The organism is Pseudomonas sp. LY-1, assembly GCF_053502595.1.
Window position 1 is genome coordinate 5,114,444 of the sequence record NZ_CP094353.1, and the last position, 16,588, is coordinate 5,131,031.

18 protein-coding genes are annotated in these 16,588 nt (G+C 61.8%); 15 read left to right on the top strand and 3 right to left on the bottom strand.

Annotation, left to right across the window (positions count from 1 at the left end; all coding sequences use genetic code 11):
• The first annotated feature begins 4 nt into the window (after positions 1-4).
• The 13 genes from ccoO (MOQ67_RS23385) to hemN all read left to right on the top strand — a co-directional run bounded on the left by ccoO (MOQ67_RS23385) (position 5) and on the right by hemN (position 12,744).
• Positions 5-613 (top strand): cytochrome-c oxidase, cbb3-type subunit II, encoded by a 609-nt coding sequence (gene ccoO, locus MOQ67_RS23385; protein WP_253397860.1) that lies wholly within the window; start codon positions 5-7, stop codon positions 611-613.
• 3 nt (positions 614-616) lie between these two features.
• Positions 617-823, top strand: coding sequence for a cbb3-type cytochrome oxidase subunit 3 (locus MOQ67_RS23390; RefSeq protein WP_247401676.1), 207 nt, complete (start codon positions 617-619; stop codon positions 821-823).
• Entirely contained in the window at positions 820-1,767 is a 948-nt protein-coding gene (ccoP, locus tag MOQ67_RS23395; protein ID WP_247401677.1) for a cytochrome-c oxidase, cbb3-type subunit III, read from the top strand. Before MOQ67_RS23390 ends, ccoP (MOQ67_RS23395) begins: the two co-directional genes overlap by 4 nt.
• A 483-nt stretch (positions 1,768-2,250) precedes the next feature.
• Complete coding sequence (gene ccoN, locus MOQ67_RS23400) at positions 2,251-3,693, top strand: cytochrome-c oxidase, cbb3-type subunit I (protein ID WP_247401678.1); 1,443 nt, start codon at positions 2,251-2,253, stop codon at positions 3,691-3,693.
• Entirely contained in the window at positions 3,693-4,301 is a 609-nt protein-coding gene (ccoO, locus tag MOQ67_RS23405) for a cytochrome-c oxidase, cbb3-type subunit II (RefSeq protein WP_247401679.1), read from the top strand. The genes ccoN and ccoO (MOQ67_RS23405) overlap by 1 nt, the downstream gene beginning before the upstream one ends.
• A gap of 6 nt (positions 4,302-4,307) precedes the next feature.
• The gene (locus tag MOQ67_RS23410) at positions 4,308-4,493 is read left to right on the top strand and encodes a CcoQ/FixQ family Cbb3-type cytochrome c oxidase assembly chaperone (RefSeq protein ID WP_016775513.1); all 186 of its coding nucleotides are present in this window, start codon (positions 4,308-4,310) and stop codon (positions 4,491-4,493) included.
• Complete coding sequence (gene ccoP / locus MOQ67_RS23415) at positions 4,490-5,467, top strand: cytochrome-c oxidase, cbb3-type subunit III (protein WP_253397864.1); 978 nt, start codon at positions 4,490-4,492, stop codon at positions 5,465-5,467. Before MOQ67_RS23410 ends, ccoP (MOQ67_RS23415) begins: the two co-directional genes overlap by 4 nt.
• 337 nt (positions 5,468-5,804) lie before the next feature.
• A complete protein-coding gene (ccoG, locus tag MOQ67_RS23420) occupies positions 5,805-7,220 on the top strand; it encodes a cytochrome c oxidase accessory protein CcoG (protein WP_253397866.1) in 1,416 nt (471 codons plus the stop codon).
• Positions 7,221-7,235: 15 nt separating this feature from the next.
• A complete protein-coding gene (locus MOQ67_RS23425) occupies positions 7,236-7,775 on the top strand; it encodes a FixH family protein (RefSeq protein WP_253397868.1) in 540 nt (179 codons plus the stop codon).
• A gap of 115 nt (positions 7,776-7,890) precedes the next feature.
• Positions 7,891-10,341, top strand: coding sequence for a heavy metal translocating P-type ATPase (locus tag MOQ67_RS23430; protein ID WP_253397870.1), 2,451 nt, complete (start codon positions 7,891-7,893; stop codon positions 10,339-10,341).
• A 22-nt stretch (positions 10,342-10,363) separates the two neighbouring features.
• Positions 10,364-10,582, top strand: a complete 219-nt coding sequence (gene ccoS, locus MOQ67_RS23435) for a cbb3-type cytochrome oxidase assembly protein CcoS (RefSeq protein ID WP_321863732.1) — start codon at positions 10,364-10,366, stop codon at positions 10,580-10,582.
• Positions 10,575-11,258 (top strand): sulfite exporter TauE/SafE family protein, encoded by a 684-nt coding sequence (locus tag MOQ67_RS23440; protein ID WP_321848554.1) that lies wholly within the window; start codon positions 10,575-10,577, stop codon positions 11,256-11,258. Before ccoS ends, MOQ67_RS23440 begins: the two co-directional genes overlap by 8 nt.
• Before the next feature lie 103 nt (positions 11,259-11,361).
• The gene (gene hemN / locus MOQ67_RS23445) at positions 11,362-12,744 is read left to right on the top strand and encodes an oxygen-independent coproporphyrinogen III oxidase (RefSeq protein WP_253397876.1); all 1,383 of its coding nucleotides are present in this window, start codon (positions 11,362-11,364) and stop codon (positions 12,742-12,744) included.
• Between the two features lie 5 nt (positions 12,745-12,749).
• Here hemN and MOQ67_RS23450 read toward each other — a convergent pair whose 3' ends face one another.
• Positions 12,750-13,247, bottom strand: coding sequence for a hypothetical protein (locus tag MOQ67_RS23450; protein WP_448675609.1), 498 nt, complete (start codon positions 13,245-13,247; stop codon positions 12,750-12,752).
• A gap of 155 nt (positions 13,248-13,402) precedes the next feature.
• Between MOQ67_RS23450 and fnr the strand changes: the two genes are divergently transcribed.
• A complete protein-coding gene (gene fnr / locus MOQ67_RS23455) occupies positions 13,403-14,137 on the top strand; it encodes a fumarate/nitrate reduction transcriptional regulator Fnr (protein ID WP_017845249.1) in 735 nt (244 codons plus the stop codon).
• Between the two features lie 81 nt (positions 14,138-14,218).
• A complete protein-coding gene (locus MOQ67_RS23460; protein ID WP_253397880.1) occupies positions 14,219-14,767 on the top strand; it encodes an adenine phosphoribosyltransferase in 549 nt (182 codons plus the stop codon).
• A gap of 54 nt (positions 14,768-14,821) precedes the next feature.
• On the opposite strand, the gene recR is transcribed toward MOQ67_RS23460, so the two are convergent.
• Together recR and MOQ67_RS23470 are read right to left on the bottom strand one after the other, a co-directional pair.
• Positions 14,822-15,424, bottom strand: coding sequence for a recombination mediator RecR (recR, locus tag MOQ67_RS23465; protein ID WP_017845247.1), 603 nt, complete (start codon positions 15,422-15,424; stop codon positions 14,822-14,824).
• A gap of 66 nt (positions 15,425-15,490) precedes the next feature.
• Positions 15,491-16,525: an NADP-dependent oxidoreductase gene (locus MOQ67_RS23470; RefSeq protein ID WP_448675610.1), complete on the bottom strand. Its 1,035-nt coding sequence runs from the start codon at positions 16,523-16,525 to the stop codon at positions 15,491-15,493.
• Positions 16,526-16,588: the final 63 nt, after the last annotated feature.

A 16,588-nucleotide genomic window follows, 5' to 3' on the forward strand; every position in this document is an offset into this window, starting at 1 on the left:
AGTGATGAAACACGAAACGATTGAAAAGAACGTCGGCCTGCTGATGCTGCTGATGGTGCTTGCCGTGAGCATCGGCGGCCTGACCCAGATCGTCCCGCTGTTCTTCCAGGACGTGACCAACAAACCGGTGGAAGGCATGAAGCCCTACACCGCGCTGCAACTGGAAGGCCGCGACATCTACATCCGCGAAGGCTGCGTACAGTGCCACTCGCAGATGATCCGTCCGTTCCGCGCCGAGACCGAGCGCTACGGCCACTACTCGGTAGCGGGCGAAAGCGTCTGGGACCATCCGTTCCTGTGGGGCTCCAAGCGTACCGGGCCAGACCTGGCTCGCGTCGGCGCACGCTACTCGGACGACTGGCACCGCGCGCACTTGTACAACCCGCGCAACGTGGTGCCTGAGTCGAAAATGCCGGCTTACCCATGGCTGGTGACGGCGCCGGTCGACAGCAGCCATACCGAGACCAAGCTCAAAGTGATGCGTACCCTCGGCGTGCCTTACACCGACGACGACATCAACGGTGCAGTGGCCAGCCTCAAGGGCAAGACCGAGATCGACGCGCTGGTTTCGTACCTGCAAGTCCTCGGCACCGCCATCAAGAGCAAGAGGTGAGCCATGGGATTTGAATTCGATGCGGGCACCATCCGCGGCCTCGGCACGCTAGTCGTCGCCATCGCCTTTATCGGCCTCTCGCTGTGGGTATTCAACAACCGACGCAATGAAGAATTCGAGCAGGCACGCCTGCTGCCGTTTGCCGACGAACCCACCGCCACCCCATCCGACGCTCAAGAAGCGCCTGCAACAAGGAGCAATCGGCCATGACTACCTTCTGGAGTACATGGATCTGCGTACTGACCCTCGGCAGCCTGATCGGCCTGACCTGGCTGTTGTTCGGCACCCGCAAGGGCGAGACCAAGGGCAGTGTCGACCAGACCATGGGCCACGCCTTCGACGGCATTGAGGAATACGACAACCCGCTGCCCCAGTGGTGGTTCATGCTGTTCGCCGGCACGCTGGTGTTTGCCGTCGGCTACTTGATCCTCTACCCGGGCCTGGGCAACTGGAAAGGCGTACTGCCGGGCTATGAAGGCGGCTGGACCTCGGCCAAGGAATGGGACAAGGAAATGGCCAAGGCCGACACCAAGTTCGGGCCGATCTTCGCCAAATTCTCGGCCATGCCGGTGGAAGAAGTCGCCAAAGACCCGCAAGCGCTGAAAATGGGCGGTCGCCTGTTTGCCTCCAACTGCGCGGTGTGCCACGGCTCGGATGCCAAGGGCGCGTATGGCTTCCCGAACCTGGCGGACAATAACTGGCGCTGGGGCGGTTCCGCCGACGCGATCAAGACCACCATCATGGGCGGTCGCCATGCGGCAATGCCGGCCTGGGGTGAAGTGCTGGGCGAGGACGGTGTGAAAAACGTCGCGGCCTATGTGCGTCACGACCTGGCCAAGCTGCCACTGCCAGCCGACAGCGGCGCCGACCTGGTCGCCGGCCAAGCCACGTTCAACACCACCTGCGTGGCCTGCCACGGCCCGCAAGGCCACGGTGTCGAAGCCATGGGCGCGCCGAACCTGACCGCGCCAAGCGGCTTTATCTACGGCACCAGCCTGGCGCAGTTGCAGCAAACCATTCGCCACGGCCGCCAAGGCCAGATGCCGGCGCAGGAAGTGCTGCAAGGCAATGACAAGGTTCACCTGCTGGCCGCTTATGTTTACAGCCTGTCCCACAACGCTGACGGCGCAACGCCGCAACGCCAGGCACAGTAACGCTTCACCCCTGAACTGCCGCCCCTGATCCAGGGGCGGTAGCTCTACCCTTCTACGCGACCAAGTGTCGCACCCTTCCAAAGCACTGCTTTCCCCTCCTGCCATTCGGGTCTACGCTTGTCTGCACAGTGGATCGGTACGGACCGGTCGACGGTCGACTTGCACTCAATGGGTTGAACGCTTCTGCAGGGATGACAGGCGCAAAGGCAGGCAGTGACCGGCTGTCGCGCCACTGACCACTCATCACCTCTGCCGCGTGCTGACACACAGCCAGTCATCCGTCGGCGTGCCCCGAAAAAATTCCTGTCCGATCGATCAGCTTTTGATTTCTGATTTTGTCCTTACATCAAACATGGAAAGGGCGCAGAATCTGGCGTGGAACGTATTGACACAGGTCACCCTTGCGTTGCAATGGCACCTCGGTTTCTACATACTTGCGACCGATTTTTATCTATAAAAAAACCTAAACCGTGGAACCTTAGAATGAGCACAGCAATCAGTCCGACTGCTTATAACTATAAGGTAGTCCGCCAGTTCGCCATCATGACGGTGGTCTGGGGGATCCTTGGCATGGGGCTCGGGGTCTTCATCGCCTCGCAACTGGTTTGGCCGGAATTGAATTTCGGCCTGCCATGGACGACCTTTGGCCGCCTACGCCCGCTGCACACTAACCTGGTGATTTTCGCCTTCGGCGGATGTGCACTGTTTGCCACCTCCTACTATGTCGTGCAGCGAACCTGCCAGACGCGACTGATCTCCGACAGCCTCGCCGCCTTCACCTTCTGGGGATGGCAAGCCGTGATCGTCGGGGCCGGTATCTCGTTGCCGCTGGGCTACACCACCACCAAGGAATACGCCGAGCTGGAATGGCCCATCGCCATTTTGCTCGCGATTGTCTGGGTGACCTACGCGGTGGTGTTCTTCGGCACCATCACCAAGCGCAAGACCAAGCACATCTATGTGGGTAACTGGTTCTACGGTGCCTTCATCCTGGTGACGGCGATGCTGCACATCGTCAACCATGCGTCGCTGCCGGTCAGCCTGTTCAAGTCCTATTCGGCCTACGCCGGGGCGACGGATGCGATGATCCAGTGGTGGTACGGCCACAACGCCGTAGGGTTCTTCCTCACCACCGGTTTCCTGGGGATGATGTACTACTTCGTGCCGAAACAGGCCGAACGTCCCATCTACTCTTATCGCCTGTCCATCGTGCACTTCTGGGCGTTGATCACCCTGTACATCTGGGCCGGTCCGCACCACCTGCACTACACCGCGCTGCCGGACTGGGCACAGTCGTTGGGCATGGCGATGTCGATCATCCTGCTGGCCCCGAGCTGGGGCGGCATGATCAACGGCATGATGACCCTGTCGGGCGCCTGGCATAAGCTGCGCACCGACCCGATCCTGCGCTTCCTGGTCGTGTCCCTGGCGTTCTACGGCATGTCGACCTTCGAAGGGCCGATGATGGCGATCAAGACCGTCAACTCCCTGTCCCACTACACCGACTGGACCATCGGCCACGTACACGCCGGCGCTCTCGGCTGGGTAGCGATGATCTCCATCGGCGCGCTGTACCACATGATCCCGAAAATCTTCGGGCGTGCGCAGATGCACAGCGTCGGGTTGATCAACACGCACTTCTGGCTGGCCACCATCGGCACCGTGCTCTACATCGCCTCGATGTGGGTCAACGGCATTACCCAAGGCCTGATGTGGCGTGCGATCAACGATGACGGCACCCTCACCTACTCCTTCGTCGAAGCGCTGCAAGCCAGCCACCCGGGCTACATCGTCCGTGCCCTGGGCGGCGCGTTCTTTGCCTCCGGCATGCTGTTCATGGCCTACAACGTCTGGCGCACCGTGCGTGCCTCCGACCCTGCAGAAGCCGAAGCCGCCGCCAAGATCGCCGTTGTGGGAGCCCACTGATGAAGCATGAAGTAATCGAGAAGAATATCGGCCTACTGGCCTTCTTCATGGTTATCGCCGTGAGTATCGGCGGCCTGACCCAGATCGTTCCGCTGTTCTTCCAGGACGTGACCAACAAGCCGGTCGAAGGCATGAAGCCGCGTACCGCCCTTGAACTGGAAGGCCGCGACATCTACATCGCCAACGGCTGTGTCGGCTGCCACTCGCAGATGATCCGGCCGTTCCGCGCCGAAACCGAACGTTATGGCCACTACTCGGTGGCCGGTGAAAGCGTGTGGGACCACCCGTTCCTGTGGGGTTCCAAGCGCACCGGGCCGGACCTGGCCCGTGTGGGCGGGCGTTACTCCGATGACTGGCAACGCGCGCACTTGTACAACCCGCGCAACGTGGTGCCGGAATCGAAAATGCCGGCGTACCCGTTCCTCGTGGAAAACAAGCTCGACGGCAAGGACACCGCGAAGAAAATGGAAGTCTTGCGCACCCTGGGCGTGCCCTACACCGACGAAGACATCGCCGGTGCATCCGCAGCCGTGAAGGGCAAGACCGAAATGGACGCATTGGTGGCCTACCTGCAAGGCCTTGGCACCATCATCAAAAGCAAACGGTGATTCTTCATGGATATCGGGATGATTCGTGGCCTGGGCACCGTTGTGGTGATGGTGGCCTTTATCGGCCTGGCATTGTGGGTGTTCAGCCCCAAGCGCAAGTCGGAGTTTGACGACGCAACCATGCTGCCCTTTGCGGATGACCCCGAAGCCATCAAGCACGTCGAGCAAGCTTCTAGGAGTAACAAAGAATGACTACGTTCTGGAGTCTGTACGTCACAGTCCTCAGTCTGGGTACCATTTTCGCCCTGACCTGGCTGCTGCTGTCGACCCGCAAGGGCCAGCGCGCCGAGCAAACGGACGAGACCGTCGGCCACTCGTTCGACGGTATCGAGGAGTACGACAACCCGCTGCCGAAATGGTGGTTCATGCTGTTCGTCGGCACCATCGTCTTCGCCCTGGGCTACCTGGTGCTGTACCCCGGCCTGGGCAATTGGAAAGGCCTGCTGCCGGGCTACAACTACCTCGACAACGACAAGCAGACCGCCTTCGCCAACGGCCAGACCGGCTGGACCGGCGTGCATGAGTGGGAAAAGGAAATGGCCAAGTCGGACGCCAAGTTCGGGCCGATCTTCGCCAAATTCGCCGCAATGCCGATTGAAGACGTCGCCAAAGACCCGCAAGCCCTGAAGATGGGGGGCCGTCTGTTTGCCTCCAACTGCTCGGTGTGCCACGGTTCCGACGCCAAGGGTGCCTACGGCTTCCCCAACCTGACCGACGCCGACTGGCGCTGGGGCGGCGAGCCCGCCACCATCAAGGAAACCATCATGAAAGGCCGCCACGCGGTGATGCCGGCCTGGGCCGAAGTCATCGGCGAACAAGGCGTGGCCGACGTGGCGGGCTTCGTGGTGACCAACCTTGACGGCCGCAAGCTGCCGGAAGGCGCCAAGGCCGACGTGGCCAACGGCGGGAAACTCTTCGCCGCCAACTGCGTCGCCTGCCACGGCCCGGCCGGTAAAGGCACGCCTGCCATGGGCGCACCTGACCTGACTCACCCGGGTGCGTTCATCTACGGTTCAAGTTTCGCCCAACTGCAGCAGACCATTCGCTACGGCCGCCAGGGCCAGATGCCTGCGCAGGAACAACTGCAAGGGAACGACAAGGTGCACTTGCTCGCGGCGTATGTTTACAGCTTGTCCCATGGGGATAAAAAGGCTCAAGAGCAGTAAGTCTGAGCAGCAACCAAAAGGCCCATTCATTGAAAAATGATGGGCCTTTTTTTGTTGCACATATTCTGAAAACACCGAAGGTTCAATGTGGGAGCAAGCCCCCTTCCACATTGGATCGTCCGTGTTTTGAAGACTGAGCCCGCAAAAACCGTCCATACTTCACAAGTCAATTGATCCACGTCACCTACACCATCAATTGATTTCCCCCAACGCGACCAAAGGTCGCACCCTTTGCGCGTCATCGGGGGCGTATCATTACGCCACTGCAAGACCCTTCATTTGACCCCGACCGGCACGTACTGGCCGAGGCAAATCTCCACCGCCGTGGGATGCAATGATGAGCAACCAAATACCGGTACAAGACGTTACTCCACCTGCCAAAAACTCCAACAACGGTGTCGACCTCTACGCGTCGCGAGAGAAAATCTACACCCGCGCCTTCACGGGCCTGTTCCGCAACCTGCGCATGCTTGGCGGCGCCGGTCTGTTCCTGCTCTACTTCGGCACGGTGTGGCTGAACTGGGGTGGCCACCAGGCCGTATGGTGGAACCTGCCGGAACGTAAGTTCTTTATCTTCGGTGCAACCTTCTGGCCCCAGGACTTCATCCTCCTCTCGGGCATCCTGATCGTCGCGGCCTTTGGCCTGTTCTTCATCACGGTGTACGCCGGACGCATCTGGTGCGGGTATACCTGCCCGCAAAGCGTGTGGACGTGGATCTTCATGTGGTGCGAAAAAGTCACCGAAGGCGACCGTAACCAGCGTATCAAGCTGGACAAGGCGCCGATGGGGGCCAACAAGTTCCTGCGCAAATTCAGCAAGCACACGCTGTGGCTGCTGATCGGCTTTGTCACCGGCATGACCTTCGTCGGTTACTTCTCACCGATCCGCGAACTGGTGTTTGACTTCTTCACCGGCCAGGCCGATGGCTGGTCGTATTTCTGGGTCGGCTTCTTCACCCTCGCCACCTACGGCAACGCCGGCTGGCTGCGCGAACAGGTGTGCATCTACATGTGCCCCTACGCGCGCTTCCAAAGCGTGATGTTCGACAAAGACACCCTGATCGTCTCCTACGACCCGCGTCGCGGCGAAGTACGTGGCCCGCGCAAAAAAGGCAGCGACTACAAGGCCCAAGGCCTGGGCGATTGCATCGAGTGTACGATGTGCGTACAGGTGTGCCCGACCGGCATCGACATCCGTGATGGCCTGCAAATCGAGTGCATCGGCTGTGCCGCGTGCATCGACGCCTGCGACAACATCATGGACAAGATGGACTACCCGCGCGGCCTGATCAGCTACACCACCGAACACAACCTGTCCGGGCAGAAAACCCACAAGCTGCGTCCGCGCCTGATCGGCTATGCGCTGGTGTTGCTGGCAATGATGAGCCTGTTGGCCACGGCATTCTTCATGCGTTCGCTGGTGGGTTTCGACGTAAGCAAAGACCGCGTGCTGTACCGCGAAAACGCCGAAGGGCGGATCGAAAACGTCTACAGCCTGAAGATCATGAACAAGGATCAGCGCGACCACACCTACGTGCTTGACGCTGCCGGCCTGCCGGACCTCAAGCTGCAAGGCCGCCGCGAAATCAAGGTGGCTGCCGGCGACATCGTCAGCATGCCGGTAGAACTGTCGAGCGCGCCGGAACAACTGCCATCGAGCACCAACGAGGTGATGTTTATCCTCAAGGATGCCGATGACACCAGCATTCATATTGAAGCCAAGAGCCGATTCATCGGCCCACAAGTTCGTTAACGAGAGAGCAGAACAATGCCCGTAACCACTGCCGCAAGTCCCTGGTACAAGCACCTCTGGCCCTGGATCATCATCGCAATCCTGGCCTGCTCGGTGACCTTGACCTTGTCCATGGTGACCATTGCAGTGAACAACCCGGACAACCTGGTCAACGACAACTATTACGAGGCTGGCAAAGGCATCAACCGCTCCCTGGACCGCGAACGCCTGGCCCAGACCCTGCAACTGCGCGCCAAGGTGCATCTGGATGAGCTGACCGGCGAAGTCGAACTGCACCTCACCGGCTACAGCAACCCGACGAGCCTGCAACTGAACCTGATTTCGCCGACCCAGCCGGAGAAAGACCGCAAGATCAACCTGGCCCGCAGCGACAGCGAACCCGGTCGCTACATCGGTCAGGTCACCGACAAGGTCGAAGGCCGGCGCTTCGTCGAACTGCTCGGTGTGGAAGGCGACAGGACCTGGCGCTTGTTCGAAGAAGAACAGGTCAACCACGACAAGGACTTGCTGCTGGGGGATGAACCGCTGCAGGGTGCTGAAGACCTGAAGAAGTAAACAGGCTGCGCTTCGCGCATCGCGGGCAAGCCCGCTCCCATATGGACACCGCGATCCACTGTGGGAGCGGGCTTGCCCGCGATGAGGCCCTACCCGCCACCAAAGATCTAACGCCATGACCACCCCAACCCCCTGTTACCACTGCGCCCTGCCCGTTCCACCCGGTAGCCGCTTCACCGCCGTGATCCTCGGCGAGCGCCGCGAACTCTGCTGCCCGGGCTGCCAGGCAGTAGCCGAAGCAATCGTGGCGGGCGGGTTGGAAAGCTATTACCAGCACCGCAGCGAAGCCTCGGCCAACCCCGAGGCGTTGCCGGTGCAACTGGTGGACGAATTGGCGCTGTATGACCGCGCCGACGTACAAAAACCCTTCGTGCGCCACGACGGCGAACTGGCCGAAGCCACGCTGCTGATGGAAGGCATCAGCTGCGCAGCCTGTGGCTGGCTGATCGAAAAACACCTGCGCAGCCTGCCCGCCGTGGCCGAGGCGCGCCTGAACCTGTCCAACCATCGCCTGCAAGTGCGCTGGGCCGACGGGCAACTGCCGTTGAGCCAACTGCTCAGTGAGCTGCGCCATATCGGCTACGCCGCCCACCCCTATCAGGCAGACCGCGCCGCCGAGCAATTGGCCGGCGAAAACCGCCTGGCCTTGCGCCAACTCGGCGTTGCCGGCTTGCTGTGGTTCCAGGCGATGATGGCGACCATGGCCACCTGGCCGGAATTCAATATCGACCTGAGCCCGGAGCTGCATGTCATCCTGCGTTGGGTCGCGATGTTTCTGACCACGCCCATTGTGTTCTACAGCTGTGCGCCGTTTTTCAAGGGTGCCATGCGCGACCTGCGCACCCGCCACCTGACCATGGACGTGTCGGTCTCCCTGGCCATTGGCGGGGCTTACCTGGCCGGGATCTGGACTGCGATCACCGGCGTCGGTGAACTGTATTTCGACGCGGTGGGCATGTTCGCGCTGTTCCTGCTGGCCGGCCGCTACCTGGAGCGGCGTGCCCGCGAACGCACGGCCGCCGCGACCGCGCAGTTGGTCAACCTGCTGCCCGCCTCGTGCCTGCGCTTGAATGCTGAAGGTCAGAGCGAACGCATCCTGCTCCCCGAACTGGCCCTGGGCGACCGCGTGCTGGTGCATCCCGGCGCCGTGCTGCCGGCAGACGGGGTGATCCTCGACGGCCAGTCCAGCATCGATGAATCCCTGCTCACCGGCGAATACCTGCCGCAACCGCGTCAAGTCGGCGATGCGGTAACGGCCGGCACCCTCAACGTCGAGGGCGCGCTGACCGTCGAAGTCCGCGCCTTGGGCCATGACACGCGCCTGTCCGCCATCGTGCGCCTGCTGGAGCGGGCCCAGGCGGAAAAACCGCGCCTGGCACAAATCGCCGATCGCGCCGCGCAGTGGTTCCTGCTGTGCTCGCTGATCGCCGCCGTGCTGATCGGCCTGCTGTGGTGGCAGTTGGACGCATCGCGGGCGTTCTGGATCGTACTGGCAATGCTCGTGGCGACCTGTCCGTGCGCGCTCTCGCTGGCCACGCCGACTGCCCTGACCGCCGCCACCGGCACCCTGCACAAACTCGGTCTGCTGCTGACCCGTGGCCATGTGTTGGAAGGCCTGAACCAGATCGACACGGTGATTTTCGACAAGACCGGCACCCTCACCGAGGGGCGCCTGGCGCTGCGTGCGATCCGCCCCCTGGGCGCGTTGAACAGCGACCAGTGCCTGGGCCTCGCCGCCGCCCTGGAGAATCGCTCCGAACACCCGATCGCCCGCGCCTTCGGCCGCGCGCCCCTGGCCGCCGACGAAGTGCTCAGTTCCCCCGGCCTCGGCCTGGAAGGCTGGGTGGGCGAGCGCCAACTGCGCATCGGCCAGCCTGGCTATGTGTGCGAACTCAGCGGTTGCCCGATCCCTGCCGCGCCGGATGAAGCCGGGCAATGGCTGCTGTTGGGCGACCGTGACGGCGCCCTCGCCTGGTTCGTTTTGGATGACCGCCTGCGCAGCGACGCCCCTGCCCTGCTCGCGGCCTGCAAGGCGCGCGGCTGGCGCACGCTGCTGCTGTCGGGCGACAGTTCACCGATGGTCGCCAGCGTCGCCGCCGAACTGGGCATCGACGAAGCCCACGGCGGCCTGCGCCCCGATGACAAGCTACAAGTGCTGCAACAATTGCACAAAGAAGGGCGCAAAGTGCTGATGCTCGGCGACGGGGTGAACGATGTGCCGGTGCTGGCCGCTGCCGATATCAGCGTGGCCATGGGCTCGGCCACCGACCTGGCAAAAACCAGCGCGGATGCGGTGTTGCTGTCCAACCGCCTGGACGCCCTGGTACAAGCGTTTACCCTGGCGCGACGCACCCGTCGGGTCATCACGGAGAACCTGCTGTGGGCTGGGCTGTACAATGGCCTTATGCTGCCGTTTGCGGCCCTCGGTTGGATCACGCCGATCTGGGCGGCGGTCGGCATGTCCCTCAGTTCGTTGACCGTGGTGCTCAACGCCCTGCGCCTGACTCGCCTGCCGAGCGCGCCGGCCGTCGGCGCCCCCTCAGTAACCCGTCCGCTACCGGCTTGAGCCACGCGGGCATGGAGTGCAGATGCCAGCTTTATACATAATGATTCCAGCGGCGCTGCTGATTGTGGCCATCGCCATCTATATCTTCTTCTGGGCAGTGGACAGCGGCCAGTACGACGACCTCGATGGCCCGGCCCACAGCGTGCTGTTCGACGATCAGGACCCAAACCACCTGGCCGCCATCGACGAGGCCAATAGCCCCGAGCCCCGCGCCGACCCCAAAGATCCGCCCCATGCTTGATTTGGCGCCACTGCTGGTCTCCGCGCTGATCCTTGGCCTGCTGGGTGGCGGCCATTGCCTGGGCATGTGCGGCGGCCTGATGGGCGCGCTGACCCTGGCGATCCCCAAAGAGCAACGCAGCCGCAGGTTCCGCCTGCTGCTCGCGTACAACCTGGGGCGTATCCTCAGCTATGCCACCGCCGGCCTGCTGATCGGCCTGGCCGGCTGGGCCGTGGCCAACAGCCCTGCGGCGATGTTCATGCGCGTGCTGGCCGGCCTGCTGCTGATCAGCATGGGCCTGTACCTGGCCGGCTGGTGGAGCGGCCTCACCCGCATCGAAAGCCTCGGTCGCGGCCTGTGGCGGCACATCCAGCCGTTCGCCAACCGTTTGCTGCCGGTATCCAGCCTGCCCCGCGCCCTGCTGTTGGGCGCGCTGTGGGGCTGGTTGCCGTGCGGGTTGGTCTACAGCACCCTGCTGTGGGCCGCCAGCCAAGGCAATGCGCTGGACAGTGCGGTGCTGATGCTCGCGTTCGGCCTGGGCACCTGGCCAGTGCTGCTGGCGACCGGGCTGGCCGCCGAACGCGTCACGGCACTATTGCGCAAGCGCAGTGTACGCATGGCCGGCGGCGTGCTGGTGATGCTGTTCGGGATTTGGACCTTGCCCGGCCCCCATCAGCACTGGCTAATGGGCCACTAAAAGGCCATGTGGCATAGCGCCGCTCCCCGTTGATGCAAATCAAGATGCCATATCCGCCACGCCCCTAGACTCGACCAATTAGTCTATCCGGGGGAACGCCCGCATGCTCGACGCCATTCGTTGGGACAGCAATCTGATTCATCGCTACGACTTGGCGGGGCCACGCTACACGTCCTACCCCACCGCCGTGCAATTCGACAGCCAGGTCGGCTCCTTCGACCTGCTCCACGCCCTGCGCGACAGCCGCAAGGCTGCACGGCCATTGTCGCTGTATGTACACGTGCCGTTCTGCGCAAACATCTGCTACTACTGCGCCTGCAACAAAGTCATCACCAAGGACCGCGGCCGCGCCCAGCCCTACCTGCAGCGCCTGGAACAGGAGATCCAACTGATCGCCTGCCACCTCGACCCGAAACAGACCGTGGAACAGCTGCATTTCGGCGGCGGCACCCCGACCTTTCTCAGCCATGACGAGTTGCGCCAGGTGATGACCTCCCTGCGTAAGCATTTCAACCTGCTCGATGATGATTCCGGCGACTACAGCATCGAAATCGACCCGCGCGAAGCCGACTGGGCAACCATGGGGCTGCTGCGCGAGTTGGGCTTCAACCGCGTCAGTATCGGCCTGCAAGACCTCGACCCCGAAGTGCAACGCGCGGTTAACCGCCTGCAAAGCCTGGAAGAGACCCGCGCCGTGATCGATGCGGCGCGCACCCTGCAGTACCGCTCGATCAACATCGACCTGATCTACGGCCTGCCCAAGCAAACCCCGATCAACTTCGCGCGCACCGTGGAAGAGGTGATCAAGCTGCAACCGGATCGCCTGTCAGTGTTCAACTATGCGCATTTGCCGGAACGTTTCATGCCTCAGCGGCGGATCAACGCCGATGACCTGCCGTCCCCGGCGGCAAAACTGCTGATGCTGCAAACCACCATCGAACAGCTGACCAACGCTGGCTACCGCTATATCGGCATGGACCACTTCGCGCTACCGGACGACGAATTGGCCATCGCCCAGGAAGAAGGCACCCTGCAACGCAACTTCCAGGGCTATACCACCCACGGTCATTGCGACCTGATCGGGCTCGGGGTCTCGGCCATCAGCCAGATCGGCGATCTGTATTGCCAGAACACCAGCGACATCAATAGCTACCAGCACGCCCTGGCCGATGCGCAACTGGCGACCAACCGCGGCCTGGTCTGCACCACGGACGATCGGTTGCGGCGGGAAGTGATTCAGCAATTGATCTGCAATTTCAGCCTGACCTTCGAGCAGATCGAACAGGCGTTCAATATCGATTTTCGCGGCTATTTCGACGAGATTTGGTCACAACTTGAGACGATGGCCGAAGACGGCCTGATCGAACTCGACGCACAAGGCATTCGCGTCCTCCCCGCCGGACGGCTGCTGGTGCGCTCGGTGTGCATGGTGTTCGATGCCTATCTGGAGCATCAGAACCGGCAGCGCTTTTCGCGGGTGATCTGAAGGTTCTATGCCATCGCCAGGGAGGCCGCCTTCATGGCGTCTTCGCCGCTCAGGCCTTTCATGGCTTTGGCCAGTGAGGCTTGTGCGGTCACCAGGCTCGCCTGCAGTGCGCTGAGTGAGGCCTGCAGGTTGCTGGCCTTGACCCGCGCCTGGTCAGGCGTCAGGTTCGTGTCCGCCATCACGGCGGCCAGCTCGGCCTGTTTCTTGGCGATCTGCTCTTTGATCTGACGGATCATTTTCAGCGTCTGCTGAATGTTATCCGGCAGGCCACTCTCTTCGATATCGCTGTTGGCTTTCTTCGCGGCACCCGCAGCCTTCAATGCCGCGCCGGAAATAGTCACGGTCACGCCCTCGACCGCCTTGGCCGGACTCAGCGGCGCTGATGTGGCGTCCTCAAGTGCTTTGGCGGCCTTGGCTTCTTTAGCCTCCGCCACCAGGTCCTTGGGCTCGCGAACCGCCGGAACCGGCAGCTTGGCAGCAGAGTTTTCACCGATGGAAAGCATGATGTGAGCCTCCAGGCTCTAAGGGACACTGACTTGTATCGGCATCGATACAATAATCTTTATCCCGGCATCGGTTTTTCGTCCATGCTGGCCTCTTCTACCCACAGTGCGTTACCCTTATGTCTTATGTGTGTTTTCCCACAAGGATTTAAGAAATGTCCGAGCCCGTTAAGCTGCGCGCTAACAGCCAGGCCCATTGCAAGGATTGCAGCCTGGCGCCCCTCTGCTTACCACTTTCATTGAATCTGGAAGACATGGATGCGCTGGACGAAATCGTTAAACGCGGGCGCCCACTGAAAAAAGGCGAGTTTCTATATCGCCAGGGCGACAAGTTCGATTCTGTCTATGCAGTACGTTCGGGTGCATTGAAGACCTTCAGCCTGAGCGACAGCGGCGAAGAGCAGATCACCGGCTTCCACCTGCCGAGCGAGCTGGTCGGGCTGTCGGGGATGGACACCGAGATTCATCCGGTGTCGGCTCAGGCACTGGAGACCACATCGGTGTGCGAAATTCCTTTCGAACGCCTGGACGAACTGGCCCTGCAATTGCCGCAGCTGCGCCGCCAACTGATGCGTGTCATGAGCCGCGAGATCCGGGACGACCAGCAAATGATGCTGCTGTTGTCGAAGAAAACCGCCGACGAGCGTATCGCCACCTTCCTGGTCAACCTGTCAGCGCGATTCCGTGCCCGTGGTTTCTCGGCCAACCAGTTCCGCCTGAGCATGTCGCGCAATGAAATCGGCAATTACCTGGGCCTGGCGGTAGAAACCGTGTCCCGGGTCTTTACCCGTTTCCAGCAGAACGAGCTGCTTGCCGCCGAAGGCAAGGAAGTGCATATCCTCGACCCGATCCAACTGTGTGCGTTGGCGGGCGGCTCCCTGGAGGGCTGATCCAGACACTTGCGGCCGCGCCAATCGGCAAGGCCGCAAGGTATACTTCGAGTCCGTTTTCCGCCCCAGGACTCTGCGACGATGACCTTCGATTCGTTCGACATCAAATCCCTGATCCGCCCTGTCATCGACTTCCCCAAGCCTGGGGTGATCTTTCGCGACATCACGCCGCTGTTCCAGTCGCCCAAGGCCCTGCGCCTGGTGGCCGACACCTTTGTCCACCGCTACGTCGAAGCCGATTTCAGCCATATCGGTGCGATGGATGCCCGGGGTTTCCTGATCGGCTCGATCATTGCCTACCAATTGAACAAACCGCTGATCCTGTTCCGCAAACAGGGCAAGCTGCCGGCCGACGTGTTGGCCGAGGGTTACCAGACCGAATACGGCGAAGCCTTCCTCGAAGTGCATGCCGACAGCCTGTGTGAAGGCGACTCGGTGCTGATCTTCGATGACCTGATTGCCACTGGCGGCACGCTGATCGCCGCAGCGAACCTGGTGCGGCGCATGGGCGCGAAGGTGTTCGAAGCGGCGGCGATTATCGACCTACCGGAGCTGGGTGGCTCGCAACGCCTGGAAGATATGGGGATTGCGACGTTTTGCCTGACGCAGTTTGCGTTGAGCGAGCGCTGAGGATTATCACCGACACCACACAGCCCCCTCCCACACTTTGTCCTGCCGCGTGGCTTAAAGCGCGATGGGTTTGCGACCGGCAAACGAATGCGCCAGGGTGCCGCCGTCCACCAACTCCAGCTCGCCACCCAGCGGTACGCCGTGGGCGATACGTGAGGTGACCAAGCCTTTGTTGCTCAGCAGTTGGGCGATGTAATGCGCGGTCGCTTCACCCTCCACGGTTGGGTTGGTGGCCAGAATCACCTCGGTAAAGGTGCCCTGCGCTTCAATCCGCGCCACCAGTTGCGGAATGCCGATGGCTTCCGGCCCCAGACCGTCCAGCGGCGACAGATGGCCTTTGAGCACGAAGTAGCGCCCGCGATAACCGGTCTGTTCCACCGCGTACACGTCCATCGGCCCTTCCACCACGCACAGCAGCGTGTCATCGCGGCGCGGGTCGGCGCATTGCGGGCAGAGTTCTTCCTCGGTGAGGGTACGGCACTGGCGACAGTGGCCAACGCCTTCCATGGCCTGGCTCAAGGCCTGGGCCAACCGGGTGCCGCCGCTGCGATCACGCTCCAGCAGTTGCAGCGCCATGCGCTGGGCGGTTTTCTGGCCGACACCGGGCAAAGTGCGCAGGGCGTCGATCAGTTGGCGAATCAGGGGGCTGAAGCTCATGGGCGAAGGGTCCGACAAAACAACGAGACGCGGTTTATACCCGCGCCTCGGATTAGCGTCAAATGCTCAATCCTGCGCGACGCGCACCACCAACTTGCCGAAGTTGCGTCCTTCGAGCAAACCGATAAACGCTTCGGGCGCCTGTTCCAGGCCATCGACCACGTCTTCGCGGAACTTGATCTTGCCGTCACGTACCCACGGCGCCATGGCACTGAGGAATTCCGGCTGGCGATCGCCGTAGTCATCGAACACGATAAAGCCCTGGATACGCACGCGCTTGGTCAGCAAGGTGCGTTGCAGCGCCGGCAGTCGATCAGGGCCACTGGGCGCTTCATGGTCGTTATAGCCGGCGATCAGCCCGCACAGCGGAATCCGTGCCTTGGGGTTGAGCAGCGGTACCACGGCATCGAACACCTTGCCACCGACGTTTTCAAAGTAGATATCCACGCCCTTGAAACAGGCATGGGCCAATTCATCGGCGAAGTGCTCGCTTTTGTGGTCAATGCAGGCATCAAAGCCCAGCTCATCCACCACGTAACGGCACTTCTCGGCCCCACCCGCAACCCCCACCACGCGCAGACCCTTGAGCTTGGCCACCTGGCCCACCACCGAGCCCACCGCACCGGACGCTGCCGCCACCACCAGGGTTTCCCCGGCTTTGGGCTGGCCGATGTCCATCAGGCCCATGTAGGCGGTCATGCCCGGCATGCCCAGCACACCCAATGCCATCGACGGACTGGCCAGGCCGTTGGGCACCGGTATCAGGTTGCGACCGTCGCAAACGCTGTGGCTTTGCCAGCCGATGGAGCCGACCACCAGGTCGCCCACTTCAAATTTCGGGTTGCGCGACTGCTCGATACGGCTGACAGCGCCACCCGTCATCACTTCGTCGATTTCTACCGGAGCGGCGTAGGACGGAGCATCACTCATGCGCCCACGCATGTAGGGGTCGAGGGACAGGTACAGCGTCTTCAACAAGACTTGGCCGTCTGCCAGTTCCGGCAGCGTCACGCGCTCAAGGCGGAAGTTTTCCGGGGTTGGCGCGCCGTGAGGGCGCGAGACCAGAACAATGCGCTGGTTAAGAATCGGTGCTTGAGGCATCGAGGGACTCCTTTATCGATGAGCGAATTCAATGGCATTAAGTGCAGACACTGGCCAAGGCGC

Coding starts and splice junctions, on each gene's coding strand:
- ccoO (WP_253397860.1), top strand. CDS start 5: ATGAAACACGAAACGATTGAAAAGAACGTCGGCCTGCTGATGCTGCTG.
- MOQ67_RS23390 (WP_247401676.1), top strand. CDS start 617: ATGGGATTTGAATTCGATGCGGGCACCATCCGCGGCCTCGGCACGCTA.
- ccoP (WP_247401677.1), top strand. CDS start 820: ATGACTACCTTCTGGAGTACATGGATCTGCGTACTGACCCTCGGCAGC.
- ccoN (WP_247401678.1), top strand. CDS start 2,251: ATGAGCACAGCAATCAGTCCGACTGCTTATAACTATAAGGTAGTCCGC.
- ccoO (WP_247401679.1), top strand. CDS start 3,693: ATGAAGCATGAAGTAATCGAGAAGAATATCGGCCTACTGGCCTTCTTC.
- MOQ67_RS23410 (WP_016775513.1), top strand. CDS start 4,308: ATGGATATCGGGATGATTCGTGGCCTGGGCACCGTTGTGGTGATGGTG.
- ccoP (WP_253397864.1), top strand. CDS start 4,490: ATGACTACGTTCTGGAGTCTGTACGTCACAGTCCTCAGTCTGGGTACC.
- ccoG (WP_253397866.1), top strand. CDS start 5,805: ATGAGCAACCAAATACCGGTACAAGACGTTACTCCACCTGCCAAAAAC.
- MOQ67_RS23425 (WP_253397868.1), top strand. CDS start 7,236: ATGCCCGTAACCACTGCCGCAAGTCCCTGGTACAAGCACCTCTGGCCC.
- MOQ67_RS23430 (WP_253397870.1), top strand. CDS start 7,891: ATGACCACCCCAACCCCCTGTTACCACTGCGCCCTGCCCGTTCCACCC.
- ccoS (WP_321863732.1), top strand. CDS start 10,364: ATGCCAGCTTTATACATAATGATTCCAGCGGCGCTGCTGATTGTGGCC.
- MOQ67_RS23440 (WP_321848554.1), top strand. CDS start 10,575: ATGCTTGATTTGGCGCCACTGCTGGTCTCCGCGCTGATCCTTGGCCTG.
- hemN (WP_253397876.1), top strand. CDS start 11,362: ATGCTCGACGCCATTCGTTGGGACAGCAATCTGATTCATCGCTACGAC.
- MOQ67_RS23450 (WP_448675609.1), bottom strand. CDS start 13,247: ATGCTTTCCATCGGTGAAAACTCTGCTGCCAAGCTGCCGGTTCCGGCG.
- fnr (WP_017845249.1), top strand. CDS start 13,403: ATGTCCGAGCCCGTTAAGCTGCGCGCTAACAGCCAGGCCCATTGCAAG.
- MOQ67_RS23460 (WP_253397880.1), top strand. CDS start 14,219: ATGACCTTCGATTCGTTCGACATCAAATCCCTGATCCGCCCTGTCATC.
- recR (WP_017845247.1), bottom strand. CDS start 15,424: ATGAGCTTCAGCCCCCTGATTCGCCAACTGATCGACGCCCTGCGCACT.
- MOQ67_RS23470 (WP_448675610.1), bottom strand. CDS start 16,525: ATGCCTCAAGCACCGATTCTTAACCAGCGCATTGTTCTGGTCTCGCGC.